The organism is Olivibacter sp. CPCC 100613, from assembly GCF_036959255.1.
GTDB lineage: Bacteria > Bacteroidota > Bacteroidia > Sphingobacteriales > Sphingobacteriaceae > Olivibacter.
In genome coordinates, this window is the sequence record NZ_JAWMTI010000001.1 from 1,087,329 (window position 1) to 1,103,816 (window position 16,488).

11 protein-coding genes are annotated in these 16,488 nt (G+C 40.6%); 9 read left to right on the forward strand and 2 right to left on the reverse strand.

What is annotated here, in order from left to right:
• Positions 1–150 precede the first annotated feature (150 nt).
• Genes RYH73_RS04295 through RYH73_RS04305 form a run of 3 tightly spaced genes read left to right on the forward strand, consistent with a single transcriptional unit; the run spans position 151 to position 5,958 of the window.
• On the forward strand, positions 151–2,523 hold the full coding sequence (locus tag RYH73_RS04295) for a S9 family peptidase (protein ID WP_335312069.1): 2,373 nt from the start codon (positions 151–153) through the stop codon (positions 2,521–2,523).
• A gap of 11 nt (positions 2,524–2,534) precedes the next feature.
• Positions 2,535–3,557, forward strand: coding sequence for a hypothetical protein (locus RYH73_RS04300; RefSeq protein WP_335312071.1), 1,023 nt, complete (start codon positions 2,535–2,537; stop codon positions 3,555–3,557).
• Positions 3,523–5,958 (forward strand): hypothetical protein, encoded by a 2,436-nt coding sequence (locus RYH73_RS04305; RefSeq protein ID WP_335312073.1) that lies wholly within the window; start codon positions 3,523–3,525, stop codon positions 5,956–5,958. Before RYH73_RS04300 ends, RYH73_RS04305 begins: the two co-directional genes overlap by 35 nt.
• A 32-nt stretch (positions 5,959–5,990) precedes the next feature.
• Here RYH73_RS04305 and rsgA read toward each other — a convergent pair whose 3' ends face one another.
• Both rsgA and gltX read right to left on the reverse strand, forming a co-directional pair.
• Complete coding sequence (gene rsgA, locus RYH73_RS04310) at positions 5,991–6,908, reverse strand: ribosome small subunit-dependent GTPase A (RefSeq protein ID WP_335312075.1); 918 nt, start codon at positions 6,906–6,908, stop codon at positions 5,991–5,993.
• Positions 6,909–8,432, reverse strand: coding sequence for a glutamate--tRNA ligase (gene gltX / locus RYH73_RS04315; protein WP_335312077.1), 1,524 nt, complete (start codon positions 8,430–8,432; stop codon positions 6,909–6,911).
• 370 nt (positions 8,433–8,802) lie between these two features.
• Here gltX and RYH73_RS04320 point away from each other — a divergent pair, with 370 nt between their 5' ends.
• The 6 genes from RYH73_RS04320 (at position 8,803) to ffh (ending at position 16,471) form a co-directional block, all read left to right on the forward strand.
• Positions 8,803–10,032, forward strand: coding sequence for a sensor histidine kinase (locus RYH73_RS04320; protein ID WP_335312079.1), 1,230 nt, complete (start codon positions 8,803–8,805; stop codon positions 10,030–10,032).
• Positions 10,013–10,531, forward strand: a complete 519-nt coding sequence (locus RYH73_RS04325) for a DinB family protein (RefSeq protein ID WP_335312081.1) — start codon at positions 10,013–10,015, stop codon at positions 10,529–10,531. Before RYH73_RS04320 ends, RYH73_RS04325 begins: the two co-directional genes overlap by 20 nt.
• A 391-nt stretch (positions 10,532–10,922) precedes the next feature.
• The gene (locus RYH73_RS04330) at positions 10,923–12,194 is read left to right on the forward strand and encodes a sugar MFS transporter (RefSeq protein ID WP_335312083.1); all 1,272 of its coding nucleotides are present in this window, start codon (positions 10,923–10,925) and stop codon (positions 12,192–12,194) included.
• 64 nt (positions 12,195–12,258) lie between these two features.
• Positions 12,259–14,001, forward strand: a complete 1,743-nt coding sequence (locus tag RYH73_RS04335; RefSeq protein WP_335312084.1) for a DUF4091 domain-containing protein — start codon at positions 12,259–12,261, stop codon at positions 13,999–14,001.
• Between the two features lie 141 nt (positions 14,002–14,142).
• On the forward strand, positions 14,143–14,994 hold the full coding sequence (locus tag RYH73_RS04340; RefSeq protein ID WP_335312086.1) for a DUF2911 domain-containing protein: 852 nt from the start codon (positions 14,143–14,145) through the stop codon (positions 14,992–14,994).
• A gap of 136 nt (positions 14,995–15,130) precedes the next feature.
• Positions 15,131–16,471, forward strand: coding sequence for a signal recognition particle protein (gene ffh / locus RYH73_RS04345; RefSeq protein WP_335312088.1), 1,341 nt, complete (start codon positions 15,131–15,133; stop codon positions 16,469–16,471).
• Positions 16,472–16,488 lie beyond the last annotated feature (17 nt).

Sequence of the window (16,488 nt, forward strand, 5' to 3'; positions counted from 1 at the left end):
AAAAAACCACGGCGACATCCGTGGTTTTTTTATTTTATACCCAACGTTAACCACTAAACAATTCAACGACTTAACCACGCTATTAAATTGTTGCGTAAATAGCGTGTTACCCTCATAAATTGCTTGTATTTTAGCGTAAAGTTATGTCATATGAAGAGAATATTACATTTAATCATCCTAATCTATCTCAACCCTGTATGGGGACAGCAAAAATCAGACTTGACGATTGAAAAAATAATGCGTGATCCCAAATGGATGGGCACATCTCCTGAAAATATAATGTGGGGAGAATTTGATGGACATCTCTATTTTAGATGGAATCCTGAAAATCAAGATTACTTGCCTTTGTACAGGATAGATACCCGGAATCAACAGCCAAAAAGGCAAGAAGAAGAAGTGACACGAAGTTTTATACAGCAAACGCAATATAATCAAAACGGAAATCGAGCCGTTTACATAAAGAATGGGGATGTGTTTGTATATGATTTAAAAACGCGGCACGAAAAGCAATTAACGGCCACGGTGGAAGTAGAATCAGGACCCCATTTTAGTACAGACGAAGATGTTGTCTTTTTTAAACGCGGGAATAATGTATATAGCCTGCCCTTAGTAAATGGTGAATTAAAACAGCTTACTAATTTTGTTTACGGAAATGAAAAGAAAAAAGACGATGCCAAACTTTCAGATCAAAACCAGTGGCTCAAAGAGAATCAATTGGCTTTGTTTGACGTCTTAAATGATCGCAAGCGGAAAATACATACGGACGATTCATTGGAAAAGCTGCGAAAAGTAAAACCGTTGAGAGAGCTTCCCATAACAGAAAATGAAGTCGTTCGAAACGTTTTTGCGAGTCCAAACTTAGCCTATGTTGCCTACATAAAATATAGTCCGTCAAAGAGTAATAGAAACACAATCGTTCCGAACTATGTAACGGAGTCCGGCTATACGGAAGACATGCAGACGCGAAATAAAGTGGGCGATGAGCAGGGAACTGCAAATGCCTATCTTTATGATATTCAAAAGGATACGGTTCTGCCTATCAGTACAGCAAATTTAGCGGGAATAAAAGAGGTGCCTGCTTTTTACAGCGACTATCCCGCAAAGAGAGATTCACTGCTTAAATTGAATAAAGATCGGACGGTGAATATTGGCGGTATTTATTGGAATCCACGAGGAGACAAAGCACTTGTTACAGTTTATGCGCAAGATCATAAAGATCGTTGGTTGGCATTGTTGAATCTCCAGACAGGAATTTTGGAGACACTGGATCGGCAACATGATGATGCGTGGATTGCAGGACCCGGTATCGGTGGAAGCTGGGGTGGTGGAAATATTGGTTGGATTAATGATGAACAAATTTACTTCCAAAGTGAAAAAACAGGCTACTCTCATCTATATAGCCTGTCGGTGGAAACAGGTTCGAAAAAACAACTAACCAACGGCCGCTTTGAGGTGCAGGACCTTCTTCTCTCAAAAGATAAGAAAACATTTTATCTGACAGCTAACAAAGAACACCCGGGTATAACGCACTTTTACAGCATGCCGGTTAACGGTGGTTCGCTCAAACAGATTACTTCAATGAAAGGGGGTAATGAGGTTACGCTATCACCGGATGAAAAGTGGCTAGCTATACGTTTTTCAACCAGTAACACACCATGGGAGCTCTACCTGCAAGAAAATAAACCGGGAGCTAAAGCAATTCAGGTAACGGAATCGCGAAGCGATGAATTTAAAGCATATCCTTGGCGTACACCCGAAGTCATTAGTTTTGCCAATCGCTACCAAGATAGTGTTTACGCTCGTTTGTACCGCCCTAAAAACCCTAAAGAAAATAATCCGGCGGTTATTTTCGTGCATGGTGCCGGTTATTTGCAGAATGTCCACTATTGGTGGAGTTCGTATTTCAGAGAATACATGTTTCACAATTTATTGACTGATTTAGGGTACACAGTGCTTGATATCGATTATACAGCAAGCGCTGGTTACGGGAGAGATCATCGTACAGGAATTTACCGTCATATGGGGGGAAAAGACTTGTCTGACCAGGTTGATGGAGCTAAGCTCTTAGTGGATAGATACGGAGTCAATCCAAAGAATATCGGTATTTATGGGGGCTCCTATGGTGGTTTTATTACGTTAATGGCACTTTTTACGCAGCAAGAGGTTTTTACAGCAGGGGGAGCACTTCGTTCGGTCACCGATTGGGCCCATTATAATCATGGCTACACTTCCAATATTCTAAACGAACCTGTAAATGATCCCAAAGCCTATCAACAATCCTCCCCTATCAACTTTGCTAAAGGCTTAAAAGGTCATTTATTAATGTGTCATGGTATGGTAGATGTAAATGTTCATTTTCAGGATATTGTACGACTTAGTCAACGATTAATTGAACTTGGGAAGGATGATTGGGAACTGGCAGTTTATCCCGTAGAAGATCATGGTTTTGTTGAGCCGAGTAGTTGGACCGATGAATATAAACGTATTCTAAAGCTTTTTGAAGAAAAACTTACAAACAAATAATACTCCTTTGCATGATGTGGAAGTATGGGATGCTTTTTTTACTCCTGTTCGCTTCGTGTCAATATGAGCGGACGATACAGCCCGCCTTTTATTATTGGAAAACACAATATCAACGACGCGAACGCGAACAAGCGACACTTAATAAGCTAGATACTAAGCAACTTTTTGTACGTATAATGGATGTTGACCTGGACGAAACCGGGCTAAAAGCTATTCCGGTTTCACCTATTGTCTTTAAAAACAAATTGCCGGACTCCATTGATGTTGTACCTGTTGTTTACATCGTGAATAACGTTTTAAAGCAGCAATCGGAACAAGCATTGACGATGCTTGCAAATCGGATTTTATCCTTTACGGAAGCAAAGGTAAAGCAAGGCGGTAAAAATAAATTTACCGAGCTGCAAATTGATTGCGATTGGACGCAAACAACCCGCGAAACCTATTTTTCGCTATTAAAGAAAATAAAAGCGTTAACAAGCCATAAAACCATTATACTGAGTGCCACTTTACGCTTGCACCAAATAAAAAATAGACACTCGAGCGGTATTCCGCCGGTTGATAAGGTCTTATTAATGTGTTATAATATGGGTAATTTACGTAAATATGGTACACAAAATTCTATTTTGGATGAAAAAGAAATGGCCATTTATCTAAAAGATTTTCTTCCACATTATCCGCTACCGGTTGATATTGCCTTACCCTTATTCAGTTGGTCTGTGGTCTTTAGAGATCAACAGTATGTAGGGATCTCAAAGCATCTTGACAGTCAGTCTTTAACCGATACCAATTTGTTTTATCGACAAGGAAATACGTCGCTTTATCATTTAAAAAAAGAGCTTCCAAAAGCGGGATTGCGGGTAAATGATGTCATCCGAAGAGAAGAAGTGAACATAGAGACTTTGTTTGTCGCGTCTGATTTTTTATCTCGATATTTGCCACGGAAGGATCTAAAGGTGGTTTTCTATCATTTAGATGCGGCTCTATTAAATCGTTTTTCGGATGAGCAATTGCAAGAAATTATTGATCGTTTTTAGTTTTTCTATTTTCCTCTTTTTTGGTGAAATTGCAATTAACATTGCATGTGGGCCAGAACCCGATCCGTATGATTATTACATTTCATATTTTCATAATGATATCCAGGGGAATGCATATGCAGCGTTTTCATTTACTGACCTAAGTTTCTTGTACAGCGAGGATGAACCGCAGACCGAAAGCCAAATCAATGCACGGGAATGGACGGATTACCTTGCCAAGGGAGTGCAAGCATCAGATGTGCGATCATTGATGTACCAAGCTAGTGAAGCTACGGATTCGCTCGTGCTTAATTGGAAACATAGGAAAATCGATGCCGCGCCGGATAGTCTAAAGCGTAATACGTTCTTTGCCGCATTGCTTCATCATAAACAAGCTTTTGACTATTACCTATTTGCAAAAGAATGCGAAGGCCAAGCTGCTTATACCTACGATCATTGGGATCCAACACCGAGAGATACGATGGCAATGCTCAGGTTGGCAGAAAGGGCTTTAAAACACTTGAAAAAAGTGAAGCGGGATGATTTTTTGCGCCTACGTTATGCTTATCAAGCAGCAAGGATGTATCACTATGCTGCTGACTATAAAAAATGCATTTGGGTCTATGATGAATATATACAGTCAAACGATACCAAGAGCGCCGTGCAGGGTTGGGCCCTAGCATTGAAGGCAGGTGCTTTAAGACGAATTGGTGAAGAATCGCGGGCCGCTTTTCTTTTCTCAAAGGTCTTTGAGGGCAACCCTGAAAGAAGGGTGCAGGCTTACAAGAATTATCATTACATCAACGTAAATAAGTCGCTTATACTTCCGTTTGCGAACTCTAATGATGAGCGGGCAATTATATGGAGTATCGAAGGGTTCAACAACACGGAATTGAATGCTTATACCTTGGATACAGTATACCAATTAGCACCAGCCAATGCGTTGGTTGGAACGCTATTGATAAGGGAAATTAACAAGTTGGAAGGCTATCTAAATAACGCGCCTCTTAGTGAGGATTTATATGGATACAGAAATTACTTGTATGGAAGCGACTCGCTTGCTCAAAAGGCGCGTCTTTATGCGGACAGCTTATTGGCATTTTCATTACGATTAGCAGCGGATAAAAAATATAAGGAGCCATCTTTGGGGACAGTTGCTGCGGCTTATATCAGCTGGATGAAGGGGGATAATGAAAATGCCTCGGCGCTCTTAGATCAATTAGAAACCATAAGGCTCTCAGCCAAGTTGCGGGATCAATATCAAATTATCCGTCTTTTAATACAAGTGCACGAGGTAAAGCGAAGCGGAAATCTTGAATCGGAGGGTTTGCTGTCCAGTTTAAAATGGCTGGACGAAAAGCGCTTGGCTGAATATAAAAACCATGCGGATCGAGAAAATTATGGTTTTTACGGAGAGAAGGATTTTCGTTTTACACGGACTACGCGTAATATTTATCAAAGTTTACTCGCACCGAGATACTTGCAGTTAAAAGACACGGCTATGGCCGCTGTTTCTATGGTAAAGGGGGATATCTACTGGGCTGGTAAAACCGGAAAGGATTCGCTATTTCAATACAGCTCGTATCAAACAATAAGCTTTTGGCAGCAACAATTAAGACCCGAAGCTTTACTGAGAATAAAAGCGTTCAAGGAACATGGTAGTCAAGAGCAACTTACAAATTATTTGGTACAAGCGTTAAACGCTCTTCAAGAGGATGATTTTTACGAGCTTTTGGGAACAAGTTATCTTCGTACACATGAATATTCAAAGGCTCTTGCTAGCTTTAATAAGCTATCAACGCGTCATCAATTTTGGGTGGCGTCAAATTGGTATAACGGCGATGAAGAGGCTGCTCTCCAAGCCGATCCTTTTTTTACTACGGTAAATGATTATCCGAAAACTTATACAGAAAAGGGTGTGAATAAAAAGGAATTTGCAGAACAGATGGTTTTATGTCAAGAAAAAATAAAGTCAGATCCGAAAAATGCAGCCAAGTACTATTTTGCGATGGCCAATGGAGTTTACCAAACAGGGACTTTTGGTAATTCTTGGTATCTGATTAGCTATACCTGGAGTAGTGCAGATGCGTATATTTCAGGTACAAATTATTACGATGAAGACTACAAGCATGCAAAGCAGGCAAGTAAGTGGTATGAAAAGGCTCGTTCTTTAAGTAAGGACCTAAATTTTAAGGCCAAATGTACTTTCATGTTGGCCAAATGTGAGCAAAAGAAATACGGTTATCGGTCGCTGACAGATTATTATTCAAATCGTAATTATACCGGACCGGATCCTTTGTGGCTGTTTAGCATGAAGAACAAATATTTTGTTGAATTCGCCAAGTATTATAAGGAAACTGCATTTTATCAACAAGCAGTGGGTGAATGTAGCTATTTGAGTGATTTCATAAAATCGAAATAATCTAATCTATAGAAAAGGTTATTCGTTAAATATTAGGCTCTGCTATCATTGCCATGATAAATACTTAAGTAGCTTTCATAACGGCTTACTTCGATCTCTCCTTCCTCTAATGCCGCTAACACAGCGCAACCGGGTTCGTTGATATGCCTACAATTATTGAATTTACACTGGCTCATTAACGCACGCATTTCAGGAAAAAAATGACTGAGCTCTTGTTGCTCAATGTCAATTACACCAAATTCCTGAATACCGGGAGTATCAATAATGTACCCCCCACGTGCTAATGGCTGCATCTCAGCGAAGGTCGTCGTGTGTTTTCCTTTATCCGACCAGTCGGATATTTTTCCCGTTCGTAACAAGGCTTCCGGTATGATGCGGTTAATGAGGGTTGACTTTCCCACACCGCTGTGCCCTGAAATCAACGTTACCTTATCTATTAAAGAGGCTTCTATAATTTCCATATTGATCCCCTTTAACGCTGAAATTTCAAAACACGGATAACCTAGATTTTCGTAGATCGATCGATAATCAGCCAGTATTTCCAAACCTTCTTCGCTAAATAGATCGAGCTTATTGAATAATAGACCTGCTGGTATATCGTAGGCTTCCGCAGTAACTAGAAAGCGATCGATAAAACCTAAAGAAGTTGGTGGTGAAGCCAAAGTAACCACTAAGTAGGCCTGATCTAAATTGGCAGCAATAATTTGTGCTTGTTTGGATAAATTGACCGATTTACGAATCATATAATTCCTTCGATCATGCAGAAGGGTGATCACGGCCGTTTCTTGTTCGGGTTCCAGCGCAATTTCAACCCAATCGCCTACTGCGATCGGATTAGTGGTTTTAATGTCCTTCGTGCGGAATTTACCTTTTATGCGGCATTCATAGCTTGTTCCTTCCGCCAAAACGGTGTACCAACTGCCAGTTGATTTTGTAACAAGCCCTTTCATTTATGTTAAAATAGCGGCTAATCCTTTTTTCACCCGTTTAACTGTTTCTTCTCTGCCGAGCAGCGTTGCTATATCGAATACGTGAGGCCCGAATTTACCGCCGACCAACATGATACGAAGCGGAAGCATAAGTTCACCTAGTTTTAATCCGCTAGATAGAATAGCCTCTTTGTAATATTGTTCCAGCGCTTCGGTTTCCCAATGTTCGAAGGAAGACAGTTTGGGGATAATGTCATTAAAAAAGGCTGTCTTTTCGTTGCTCCATTTTTTTTGGATAGCCTCTAGATCATAATCGGTAGGCGGTGTAAAGAAAAAAGAAGCCTGTATCCAGAAATCTTCTATAAAAGTAAGGCGGTCCTTCACTAATGCTAATACTCGTTCAAGATAATTGTCAACCGGATCGATCACGCCATGCTCTTTCAATACGGCTTTAACCATTGGAAGGAGCTTTTCGTTTTGGCTGCGTTTAATCCACTCATGATTGAACCATTTGGCTTTTTCGAAGTCGAACTTCGCCCCGGCTTTACTGATTCTGTCAATTGAAAACTTCGCGATGAGTTCATCAAGCGTAAAGATCTCTTGATCTGTACCATCATTCCAGCCAAGTAATGCCAACATATTGATAAATGCTTCAGGAAGAAAGCCAAGCTCCCGAAATCCTTTGGTAAGATCGCCTGTCTTCGGATCGGTCCAATTCATAGCGTACACCGGAAACCCTAATCGGTCTCCATCGCGCTTGCTAAGTTTTCCATTTCCATCGGGTTTTAAAATTAACGGGAAATGAGCCCATTGTGGCATGCTATCCTTCCAGCCGAGATATTCCCACAACAATAAATGTACGGGAGCTGAAGGGAGCCACTCTTCGCCTCTAAAAGCATGCGTAATCTTCATCTGATAATCATCCACTACCACGGCTAAATGATATGTAGGCATGCCATCTGCTTTCAAAAGCACCTTATCGTCCACTAAGGAGGTGTCAAAGCTGACTGTTCCCCTAATCATATCCTGAAAGCCAATGGTTTCGCCTACGGGCATTTTTATTCGGATAACGTGGGGGACACCAATCGCCAGAAGCTTTTTCACCTCACTTTCGTCTAAACTCAGGGAATTACGCAGTTGTAACCGATTTTCGTGGCTATACTTAAAATTCGGAATAAGCTGACGTTGCGCCTCAAGTTCTTCCGGTGTGTCGAAGGCATAATAAGCATATCCATTGACTACCAGTTGTTCTGCAAAGGCACGGTATCGATCCTTTCGTTCACTTTGTCTATAAGGAGCGTAAGGCCCGCCGTTTGCGGGACTTTCATCAGGGATTAAACCGCACCAAGCTAAACAAGACATGATATATTCTTCGGCACCCGGAACATATCGAGTTTGATCGGTATCCTCGATCCTTAATACAAATTCACCTCCTTGGTTTTTTGCAAAAAGATAGTTAAATAGAACCGTGCGTACACCCCCGAGATGTAAGCCACCAGTTGGACTAGGTGCAAATCGTACCCTAACTTTATTCTTTGTAGACATAAGCGCAAACTTAGATAAAAGGCTTTGGATATGCAATCTTCCTCGTGTCATATCCATTTATTAATCATTTACTATTTAGACGTTAAGGGTAAGTGAAGATCTTATTTAATCAACCTTTTTTCATCATTTGCTAGCTTTAAAGATATACAAGCTTTCCGCAAAAGAGGTTCTGGATGAAAGTTGAGCAAAGGCGTTATGGTTAATACACAATAATCATTTTGCATAAAATTTGTACTTTGCACCTTTTTAGTTATCAGTTGGTCGTTGTTGGATATCGGTAATTGACTTTAGGCTTGGTTTGGTTAAGCTTGTATTTAAATCACTTAATAAAGGGCGAACAACTAATAACAAAGAACTAATAAGAAATTAAATGAATCCATACCAACATAGTCAACGCTGGAAATTTTTGCTACTGATATTCGCTGCGATCATCGCAACGGCCTCTCTTTGGTATACAAATTTTTTAGTCAGAAATCTTTCAGAAGCAGAACGGACTAAGGCATCCGTTTGGGCAATTAGTACACGAAGCATGTATGCTATGCCCGACGTTAATGATGAGTATATCACTTATATCTATAGTGTTCGTGATAGTTTAAAGGTTCCTGCGATTATCACGGATTCAAAAGATAGTATTATTTACTATCGGGGCCTCGACTCTACTAAGACGCTATATAATGTAGCTGGAGAGAATCAAGGACCTAACCTTCCTAAGTATGATCCTGAATACTTTGATTATCAGCTCGCTGTTATGAAGGAAAGGCATCCACCAATAGAGATTGAGTTGTCGGGAGGCGAAAAATGGTATGTCTACTATAAGGACTCTTTATTGTTGACTCAACTGCGTGTATTTCCTTATGTTCAATTGACACTCATTGCCATTTTTCTTGGTATCGCTTACACCGTATTTAACAGCATGCGAAAATCGGAACAGAATCAGGTATGGGTAGGATTGGCCAAAGAAACGGCCCATCAGCTAGGGACGCCAATATCCTCGCTTATGGCCTGGCTTGAACTGATGAAGGCCAAGTTTGATGCGGAAGCCGATCCACTGCTTATGGAAATGGACAATGATGTTAAACGTTTGGAGATCGTTGCGGATCGATTTTCAAAAATTGGTTCTAAACCAATACTCGAAAATCATGCAGTTTATCCGGTAGTCAGTAATTTTGTGCGCTATTTTAAAGTACGTACGAGTGATAAAATTAAATTCTCCGTAACAGGAGATAAAACCGTTGAGGCTCAATTAAGCGTTCCCTTATTTGACTGGGTTATTGAAAATATCTTAAAGAACGCAGCTAATGCCATTGAATCGGCGGGTGAAATTAATATAATTATAAGCGAAAATATTGCTAAAGAGCAGATATTTATTGATATTAGCGACACAGGAAAAGGTATCCCAAGAAATAAATTCGATGCGGTCTTTCAACCTGGGTATACTACTCGGAAAAGAGGGTGGGGTCTTGGCCTCTCCTTAACTAAGCGAATAATTGAAAACTATCATAAAGGACAAATTTTTGTTAAGGATTCGGAAGTAGGGAAAGGAACTACTTTTAGAATCATATTAAAAAGCAGTTTAACCTATGAGCCAGCTAAAATCTGATGAATTCCCAGCCTTTTATGCAACTTACATTGATACCGTGTTCGGTGACGTGATGCACGTACTTAATGAACAAATTACCAGTTTTCCTGCGTTTTTAGAGGCCGTTCCAGCAGGTAGATCTGAATATGCTTATGCCGAAGGGAAGTGGACCATCAAAGAAGTGGTTGGGCATGTTTTAGATACTGAGCGGATTATGGCTTATCGAGCACTACGTTTTGCTCGAAATGATACAAAGGCATTGCCTGGCTTTGAACAAGAAGACTTCGTGTTGAATGCGCGCTTCAATGAACGCAGTCTAGCTTCATTGGCTGAAGAATTTGTTTTGTTGAGAAAATCGAATATGGCTTTATTCAATACTTTTAACGAGGCGGAGTTAAGTCGAAGAGGTTTGGCCTCCGATCGTTTAATCAGTGTTCGGGCCTTTCTTTATATTGTTGCAGGACATCTTAACCACCATAAGAATATTATCAAGGAACGGTATTTGGATACCATGGTCTAAGACGCTAAGCGGAACATGGCTGCCGTCTTCGGCAACTTTTTAAAACTAATTTTAAAACTATTTAATCCTTAACGTGTTTTTATCATATCAGTAAGGCCAGGTAATGGTTTTGTGATAAGGTTTAGGTTTTTGGAAACGCCCCGATGTGAAATTGAGGCGTTTCTTTTTTATGCAATTAGCTCATCGATCGGTATGGCATTAACGCGTATGACTCAACCGGATTCAATACAAGTAGTTAACTGCTTTCAATCGAAATCTCCAATTAAGCAACCGTTTGCATAAATGTTTTTGTTTAAAATATGGAAATATTTTATTAGCCTTGTAAATACAATGTTAAATTTTTTACATTCAATTCGCAGATTGAAACAAAGCTACTTAAACTCAATTTCACATGAACCAACATCCCAGCGCTACTGTCAGTAAAAGCGGTGTAAATCCAATTGTCATCATTGGAGCATTATTCTTCATTTTTGGATTCGTTACTTGGCTTAATTCCGTTCTTATTCCATATCTTAAAATTGCCTGTGAACTCAATCATTTTCAAGCTTATTTGGTAGCCTTTGCTTTTTATATAGCGTATTTTGTGATGGCCCCATTATCAACTAAAACATTGAAAATTTTTGGATTTAAGAAGGGAATGTCTGTTGGTTTAATAATTGTAGCAGTTGGTGCGCTTATTTTCATTCCCGCTGCTATGACAAGAACTTATGCGTTATTTTTGCTGGGATTGTTTGTACAAGGAAGTGGTCTTGCCATCTTGCAAACAGCATCCAATCCTTATATAACGATTCTTGGTCCACCTGAAAGTGCGGCAAAAAGAATCAGCATTATGGGTATATGTAATAAGTTAGCTGGCGGATTGGCTCCGGTTATTTTGGGTACAGTTATGCTAAAAGATGCAGATAAGCTGACAGCTAGAATAGAAACCATGCCGGAAGCGGAGAAAATTGCCGAGCTAAATGAGCTGGCTTCAAGAGTTATTTTTCCATATATCGCAATAATTGCTGTCCTTGCTCTACTTGCCTTTTTAATTTACCGCTCTAGTTTACCTGAAATAGATACGGACGCAGAGGATGAAACGGTGGCAACCACGAACGAGGGTAAGAATAGCTTGTTTGATTTTCCTCATCTAATCTTAGGTGTATTCACTTTATTCCTTTATGTCGGAGTAGAAGTAATGGCTGGTGATACGATAATTAGCTACGGCTCGTCTCAAGGAATCGCATTGGAAACCGCCAAGTTCTTCACACTGGGAACCATGATCAGTATGGTTGTTGGTTATATTATAGGGATCATTTGTATACCAAAGTATCTTAAGCAGGAAACGGCAATGAAATTATGCTCTTTACTTGGTTTGTTTTTATCATTAGGGGCAATTTTTACCACCGGATATGTATCGGTCGCTTGTGTGGCTTTATTAGGCTTAGCCAACTCACTGGTTTGGCCGGCAATTTGGCCCTTGGCCTTAGCCGGCTTAGGACGTTTTACCAAAGCCGCTTCTTCTGTACTGGTAATGGGAATATGTGGTGGCGCGCTCATCCCTCTTGGCTATGGTGCTTTGGCTGATATGTGGAATCCTCAACAAGCCTATTGGATTATGGTTCCCTGCTATTTGGTCATATGGTATTATGCTATCGCAGGGCATAAACTCGGAAAAAAGTAACTGACAGATTAAATAGGAAGCCTTCAATTAATGCATTAATTGAAGGCTTTTTTGCTAAAGAATTATGAAAAAAATTGCAATCTTTTTTGCCATACTCAGCGTTTTCTACGCTAAAGCGCAAGAAATTAATCGAAGTGCTATTCAAGAACTTAAGGATCCATATCCTGCACCGGCTAGTGCTTGGCTAACGGTTGGAGAAGGGTTAAATGCCAGCTTTGTTTCGATAGACGAAGGGTTTAAGCATACGGCTCCTCCTGAAAAAGGTCAATTGAGAAGTGAGTGGACAGAAAAAGCTTGGCGTGGTGAGAAAGTGCACACACAAGCTTTGATATGGTCGAAATCACCTATCGAACAAGTTGCGTTAACACTTACTGATTTAAAAGACGGACAAGGAAATAGAATCGACCCAAATAAGGTGAAAGTCGGATATGTTCGTTATGTGCTCACGGATCATTTGGGCGAGCTCAAATCAGGCTGCGGCATACCCAAGGGCTTAGATACTTCGCTTGTCGCCGACCTAATCGACACAAGTACAGTTCTTTCGCTTGAGAAAAATACAACGCGACCTATATGGCTTAGCATACAGATTCCGCAAGAGGCCAAACCGGGTACTTATCGTGGCCAGCTGATTGTTAAGTCGGCAAAGGCCACCAAAACGCTGCCCTTTGCAGTAGAAGTATTAAATCACGACCTGCCATCGGCTAAGGACTGGTCGTATCACCTAGACTTATGGCAAAATCCCTATTCAGTTGCCCGGGTGTACGGCGTAAAACCATGGAGTGAAGCGCATTTCGAGGCTATGAAACCTTATATGGAAATGCTAGCGCAAGCAGGCCAAAAATCAATCACGGCGAGCATTATCTATGATCCCTGGAATGGGCAAACATATGATATATACCAGAGTATGATCAAATGGACAAAAAAACAAAACGGGCAATGGGAATATGATTATCGTATTTTTGATAAATGGGTGGAGTTTATGATGAGTTTTGGAATCAAGAAGTTTATCAATTGCTATAGCATGATTCCTTGGAACTTAAAATTTTATTACTTTGATGAAGCAAGCGGGAAGGAGAAAGTACTGGAAGCTAAACCAGGAGAAATAGCCTACAAAAACCACTGGAAGTACATGCTCATCGATTTTGCCAAGCACCTTAAAATGAAAGGGTGGTTCGATAAGACAACGATTGCAATGGATGAGCGTGCGATGAAAGATATGCTGGAAGCCCTCGCGATCATTAAAGAAGCCGATCCAAATTTTAAGGTATCGCTTGCAGGTGCAGATCATCCGGAGTTATACGATCAATTGGTGGATTACTGTGTTGCCTTAAAACATGAATTAAGTCCTGATGTGATTAATAAACGCCGGGAAAGCGGCTTTACAACCACGTTCTATACATGTTGTACAGAACCTTTTCCTAATACATTTACCTCGTCTTCTTATGCAGAGTCTGCTTGGTTAGCATGGTATGCACTCAATAAGGATTTTGATGGCTACCTACGCTGGGCATATAACTGCTGGGGCCCCCGTCCGTTACAAGATACGCGCTATGGTACGTGGTCGGCTGGTGACGCTTGGTTGGTTTATCCAGGTGTCAGAAGTTCCATTCGATTTGAAAGGCTTGTGGAAGGAATACAAGATTACGAAAAAGCGAAGATTATACGCGCACAATTGAAAAAAGAGGGACGGACACAAGAACTGCAAGCATTGGAAGCAAAAATCCAAGCATTTGAAACCGGTAGTTTGTCTGAAACACCTGCGTCTACTTTTGTGAATGAAGCTAAAGCGGTTCTAAATAGCTTTTAATGAATAGAGCAATCAAGCCTTTGTTTACCAATATGAAGGTTTGATTGATGGGTTTACAATCAATTTTCATGATGGAAGTAGATGGAATTATTTATCTTCGGAAAAAAATAGGATATTAATAAACATTGTTCCACACATTTTATGAAAAGAAATTTTTTGAATGCTGCTGTTTTCCTGCTGGCTTTGTCTGTATCTACCGTTGATCATGCTTTTTCCCAAGAACTAAAGATGCCTGCGGCCAGTAGTAAGCAGGTCATCACACAAGACTTAGGTATTAGCCAAATTACATTAAGCTATGCCCGGCCCAATGTAAAAGGGCGAAAAATTTTCGGCAGCCTAGAACCTTACGGTTCGGTATGGCGTACAGGCGCAAATGGCGCTACTACTCTTACCTTTAGTGGAGCGGTAATTATTGACGGAAAAACAATACCTGCCGGTACATACGGGTTATTTACAATCCCGAACAAAAACGAGTGGACAATTATTTTAAATAAAGACAGTAAACAGTGGGGTGCTTACGAGTATAAAGAGACGGATGATGTACTACGCTTCCATGTGAAGCCCATGCAAACGAAAAATAAAGTTGAAACGTTTACCATTAGCTTCCCTGAAGTTACGGCTACGGAGGCAACATTGCACATCGCTTGGGAAAATACCGCCGTTAGTTTCCCAATTAGTGTAAATCAGGATGCTGAAATTATGGCGTCAATTGATAAGGCGATGAAAGGTGAGAAGAAACCCTATTTAGCAGCAGCACAATACTATTTAAATAATGATAAAGATTTAGATAAGGCCCTTATATGGGCGGATGAAGCTGTGAAAGCGAATCCAGCCCTACCTTATCCCTACTACTGGAAGGCGCAGATACAGCTGAAAAAGGGAGATAAAGCGGGAGCCAAAGCTACCGCAGAATTCGGTAAACAGGCCGCGGAAAAAGCAAAAAGTGATGAGTATATCCGCCTTAATAATCAAGTTATCGAGAAGGCAAAATAATTCCGTATCTTTGTGCCCCGTTACTATGCTTAGTAAGTAACAGGCTCTTAGAAATATTTTTATCCGTTTTACATAAGGTAAATCGCTTAATTTAAGACGGGGTGTTATTTTTTACTTTTGAATTTTTACTTAATCTATGTTTGATAGTTTACAGGATAAGTTAGATAGAGCCTTTAAGGTTCTAAAGGGACAGGGAAACATTACGGAAATTAACGTAGCAGAGACCGTAAAGGAAATACGAAAAGCTTTGCTGGACGCTGACGTTAACTATAAAACGGCCAAAGCATTTACCGATGACGTGAAACAAAAGGCTTTGGGTGAAAATGTACTTACAAGCATTTCTCCCGGTCAATTGTTAACCAAGATCATGAATGATGAGCTTACGACGCTCATGGGAGGAACTGCAACCGATTTGGAGCTTGGCAAAAATCCGACGGTTATATTGATCGCGGGATTAAATGGAGCCGGTAAAACCACTTTTACCGGAAAGCTGGCGAAATATCTGAAAGAGAAGCGCGGTAAAAAACCATTGCTTGTAGCGGGAGATGTATATCGTCCCGCGGCTATTGACCAACTGGAAGTGCTAGCGCAACAGGTAGACGTGCCTGTCTATACCAATCGGGAATCGAATGATCCGATAGCAATTGCGGAGGAAGGAGTGGCAGAAGCGAAACGGAATGGACAGAATGTAGTTATTGTCGATACCGCAGGTCGTTTAGCTATTGATGAGGCACTTATGAACGAGATTTCGGCGGTTAAAGAAGCAACCAGTCCGCATGAGATTTTATTTGTTGTGGATTCCATGACCGGTCAGGATGCCGTAAATACAGCAAAAGCGTTTAATGATCGTTTAGACTTCACGGGTGTCGTGCTGACTAAACTTGATGGTGACACAAGGGGTGGAGCTGCACTTTCCATTAAATCTGTTGTAAACAAGCCGATTAAGTTTATCGGTACAGGCGAAAAGATGGACGCTTTGGATGTGTTTCATCCAGACCGTATGGCCTCTCGTATTCTCGGTATGGGGGATGTGGTATCGCTCGTTGAACGTGCACAGCAACAGTTTGATGAAAAAGAAGCTGCGGCTTTACAGAAGAAAATCCGTAAAAATAAGTTTGATTTCAACGATTTCATTAGCCAGATTCAACAGATTAAGAAGATGGGAAATATGAAAGATCTGATGGGAATGATCCCGGGTGTTGGTAAAGCAATTAAGGATGTCGATATTGACGATGATGCATTTAAGCCGATTGAAGCGATCATTGGGTCTATGACGCCATACGAAAGGGAGAACCCAGATGCGATCGATCAAAAAAGACGTATGCGTATCGCTAAAGGATCGGGTACCGATATCAATGATGTTAATAAATTAATGAAACAGTTTAGTGATATGCGGAAAATGATGAAACAGTTTTCGAATCCTTCTTTAGCTGCAAAAATGATGAGAGGAATGCCTCGTACCCCTTTCGGTAAATAGATATAAAAAAGTAAAAT

What these genes read in the sequence shown, in the direction of transcription:
- RYH73_RS04295 (WP_335312069.1), top strand. Translation starts at nt 151, where the DNA reads ATGAAGAGAATATTACATTTAATCATCCTAATCTATCTCAACCCTGTA.
- RYH73_RS04300 (WP_335312071.1), top strand. Translation starts at nt 2,535, where the DNA reads ATGATGTGGAAGTATGGGATGCTTTTTTTACTCCTGTTCGCTTCGTGT.
- RYH73_RS04305 (WP_335312073.1), top strand. Translation starts at nt 3,523, where the DNA reads ATGAGCAATTGCAAGAAATTATTGATCGTTTTTAGTTTTTCTATTTTC.
- rsgA (WP_335312075.1), bottom strand. Translation starts at nt 6,908, where the DNA reads ATGAAAGGGCTTGTTACAAAATCAACTGGCAGTTGGTACACCGTTTTG.
- gltX (WP_335312077.1), bottom strand. Translation starts at nt 8,432, where the DNA reads ATGTCTACAAAGAATAAAGTTAGGGTACGATTTGCACCTAGTCCAACT.
- RYH73_RS04320 (WP_335312079.1), top strand. Translation starts at nt 8,803, where the DNA reads ATGAATCCATACCAACATAGTCAACGCTGGAAATTTTTGCTACTGATA.
- RYH73_RS04325 (WP_335312081.1), top strand. Translation starts at nt 10,013, where the DNA reads ATGAGCCAGCTAAAATCTGATGAATTCCCAGCCTTTTATGCAACTTAC.
- RYH73_RS04330 (WP_335312083.1), top strand. Translation starts at nt 10,923, where the DNA reads ATGAACCAACATCCCAGCGCTACTGTCAGTAAAAGCGGTGTAAATCCA.
- RYH73_RS04335 (WP_335312084.1), top strand. Translation starts at nt 12,259, where the DNA reads ATGAAAAAAATTGCAATCTTTTTTGCCATACTCAGCGTTTTCTACGCT.
- RYH73_RS04340 (WP_335312086.1), top strand. Translation starts at nt 14,143, where the DNA reads ATGAAAAGAAATTTTTTGAATGCTGCTGTTTTCCTGCTGGCTTTGTCT.
- ffh (WP_335312088.1), top strand. Translation starts at nt 15,131, where the DNA reads ATGTTTGATAGTTTACAGGATAAGTTAGATAGAGCCTTTAAGGTTCTA.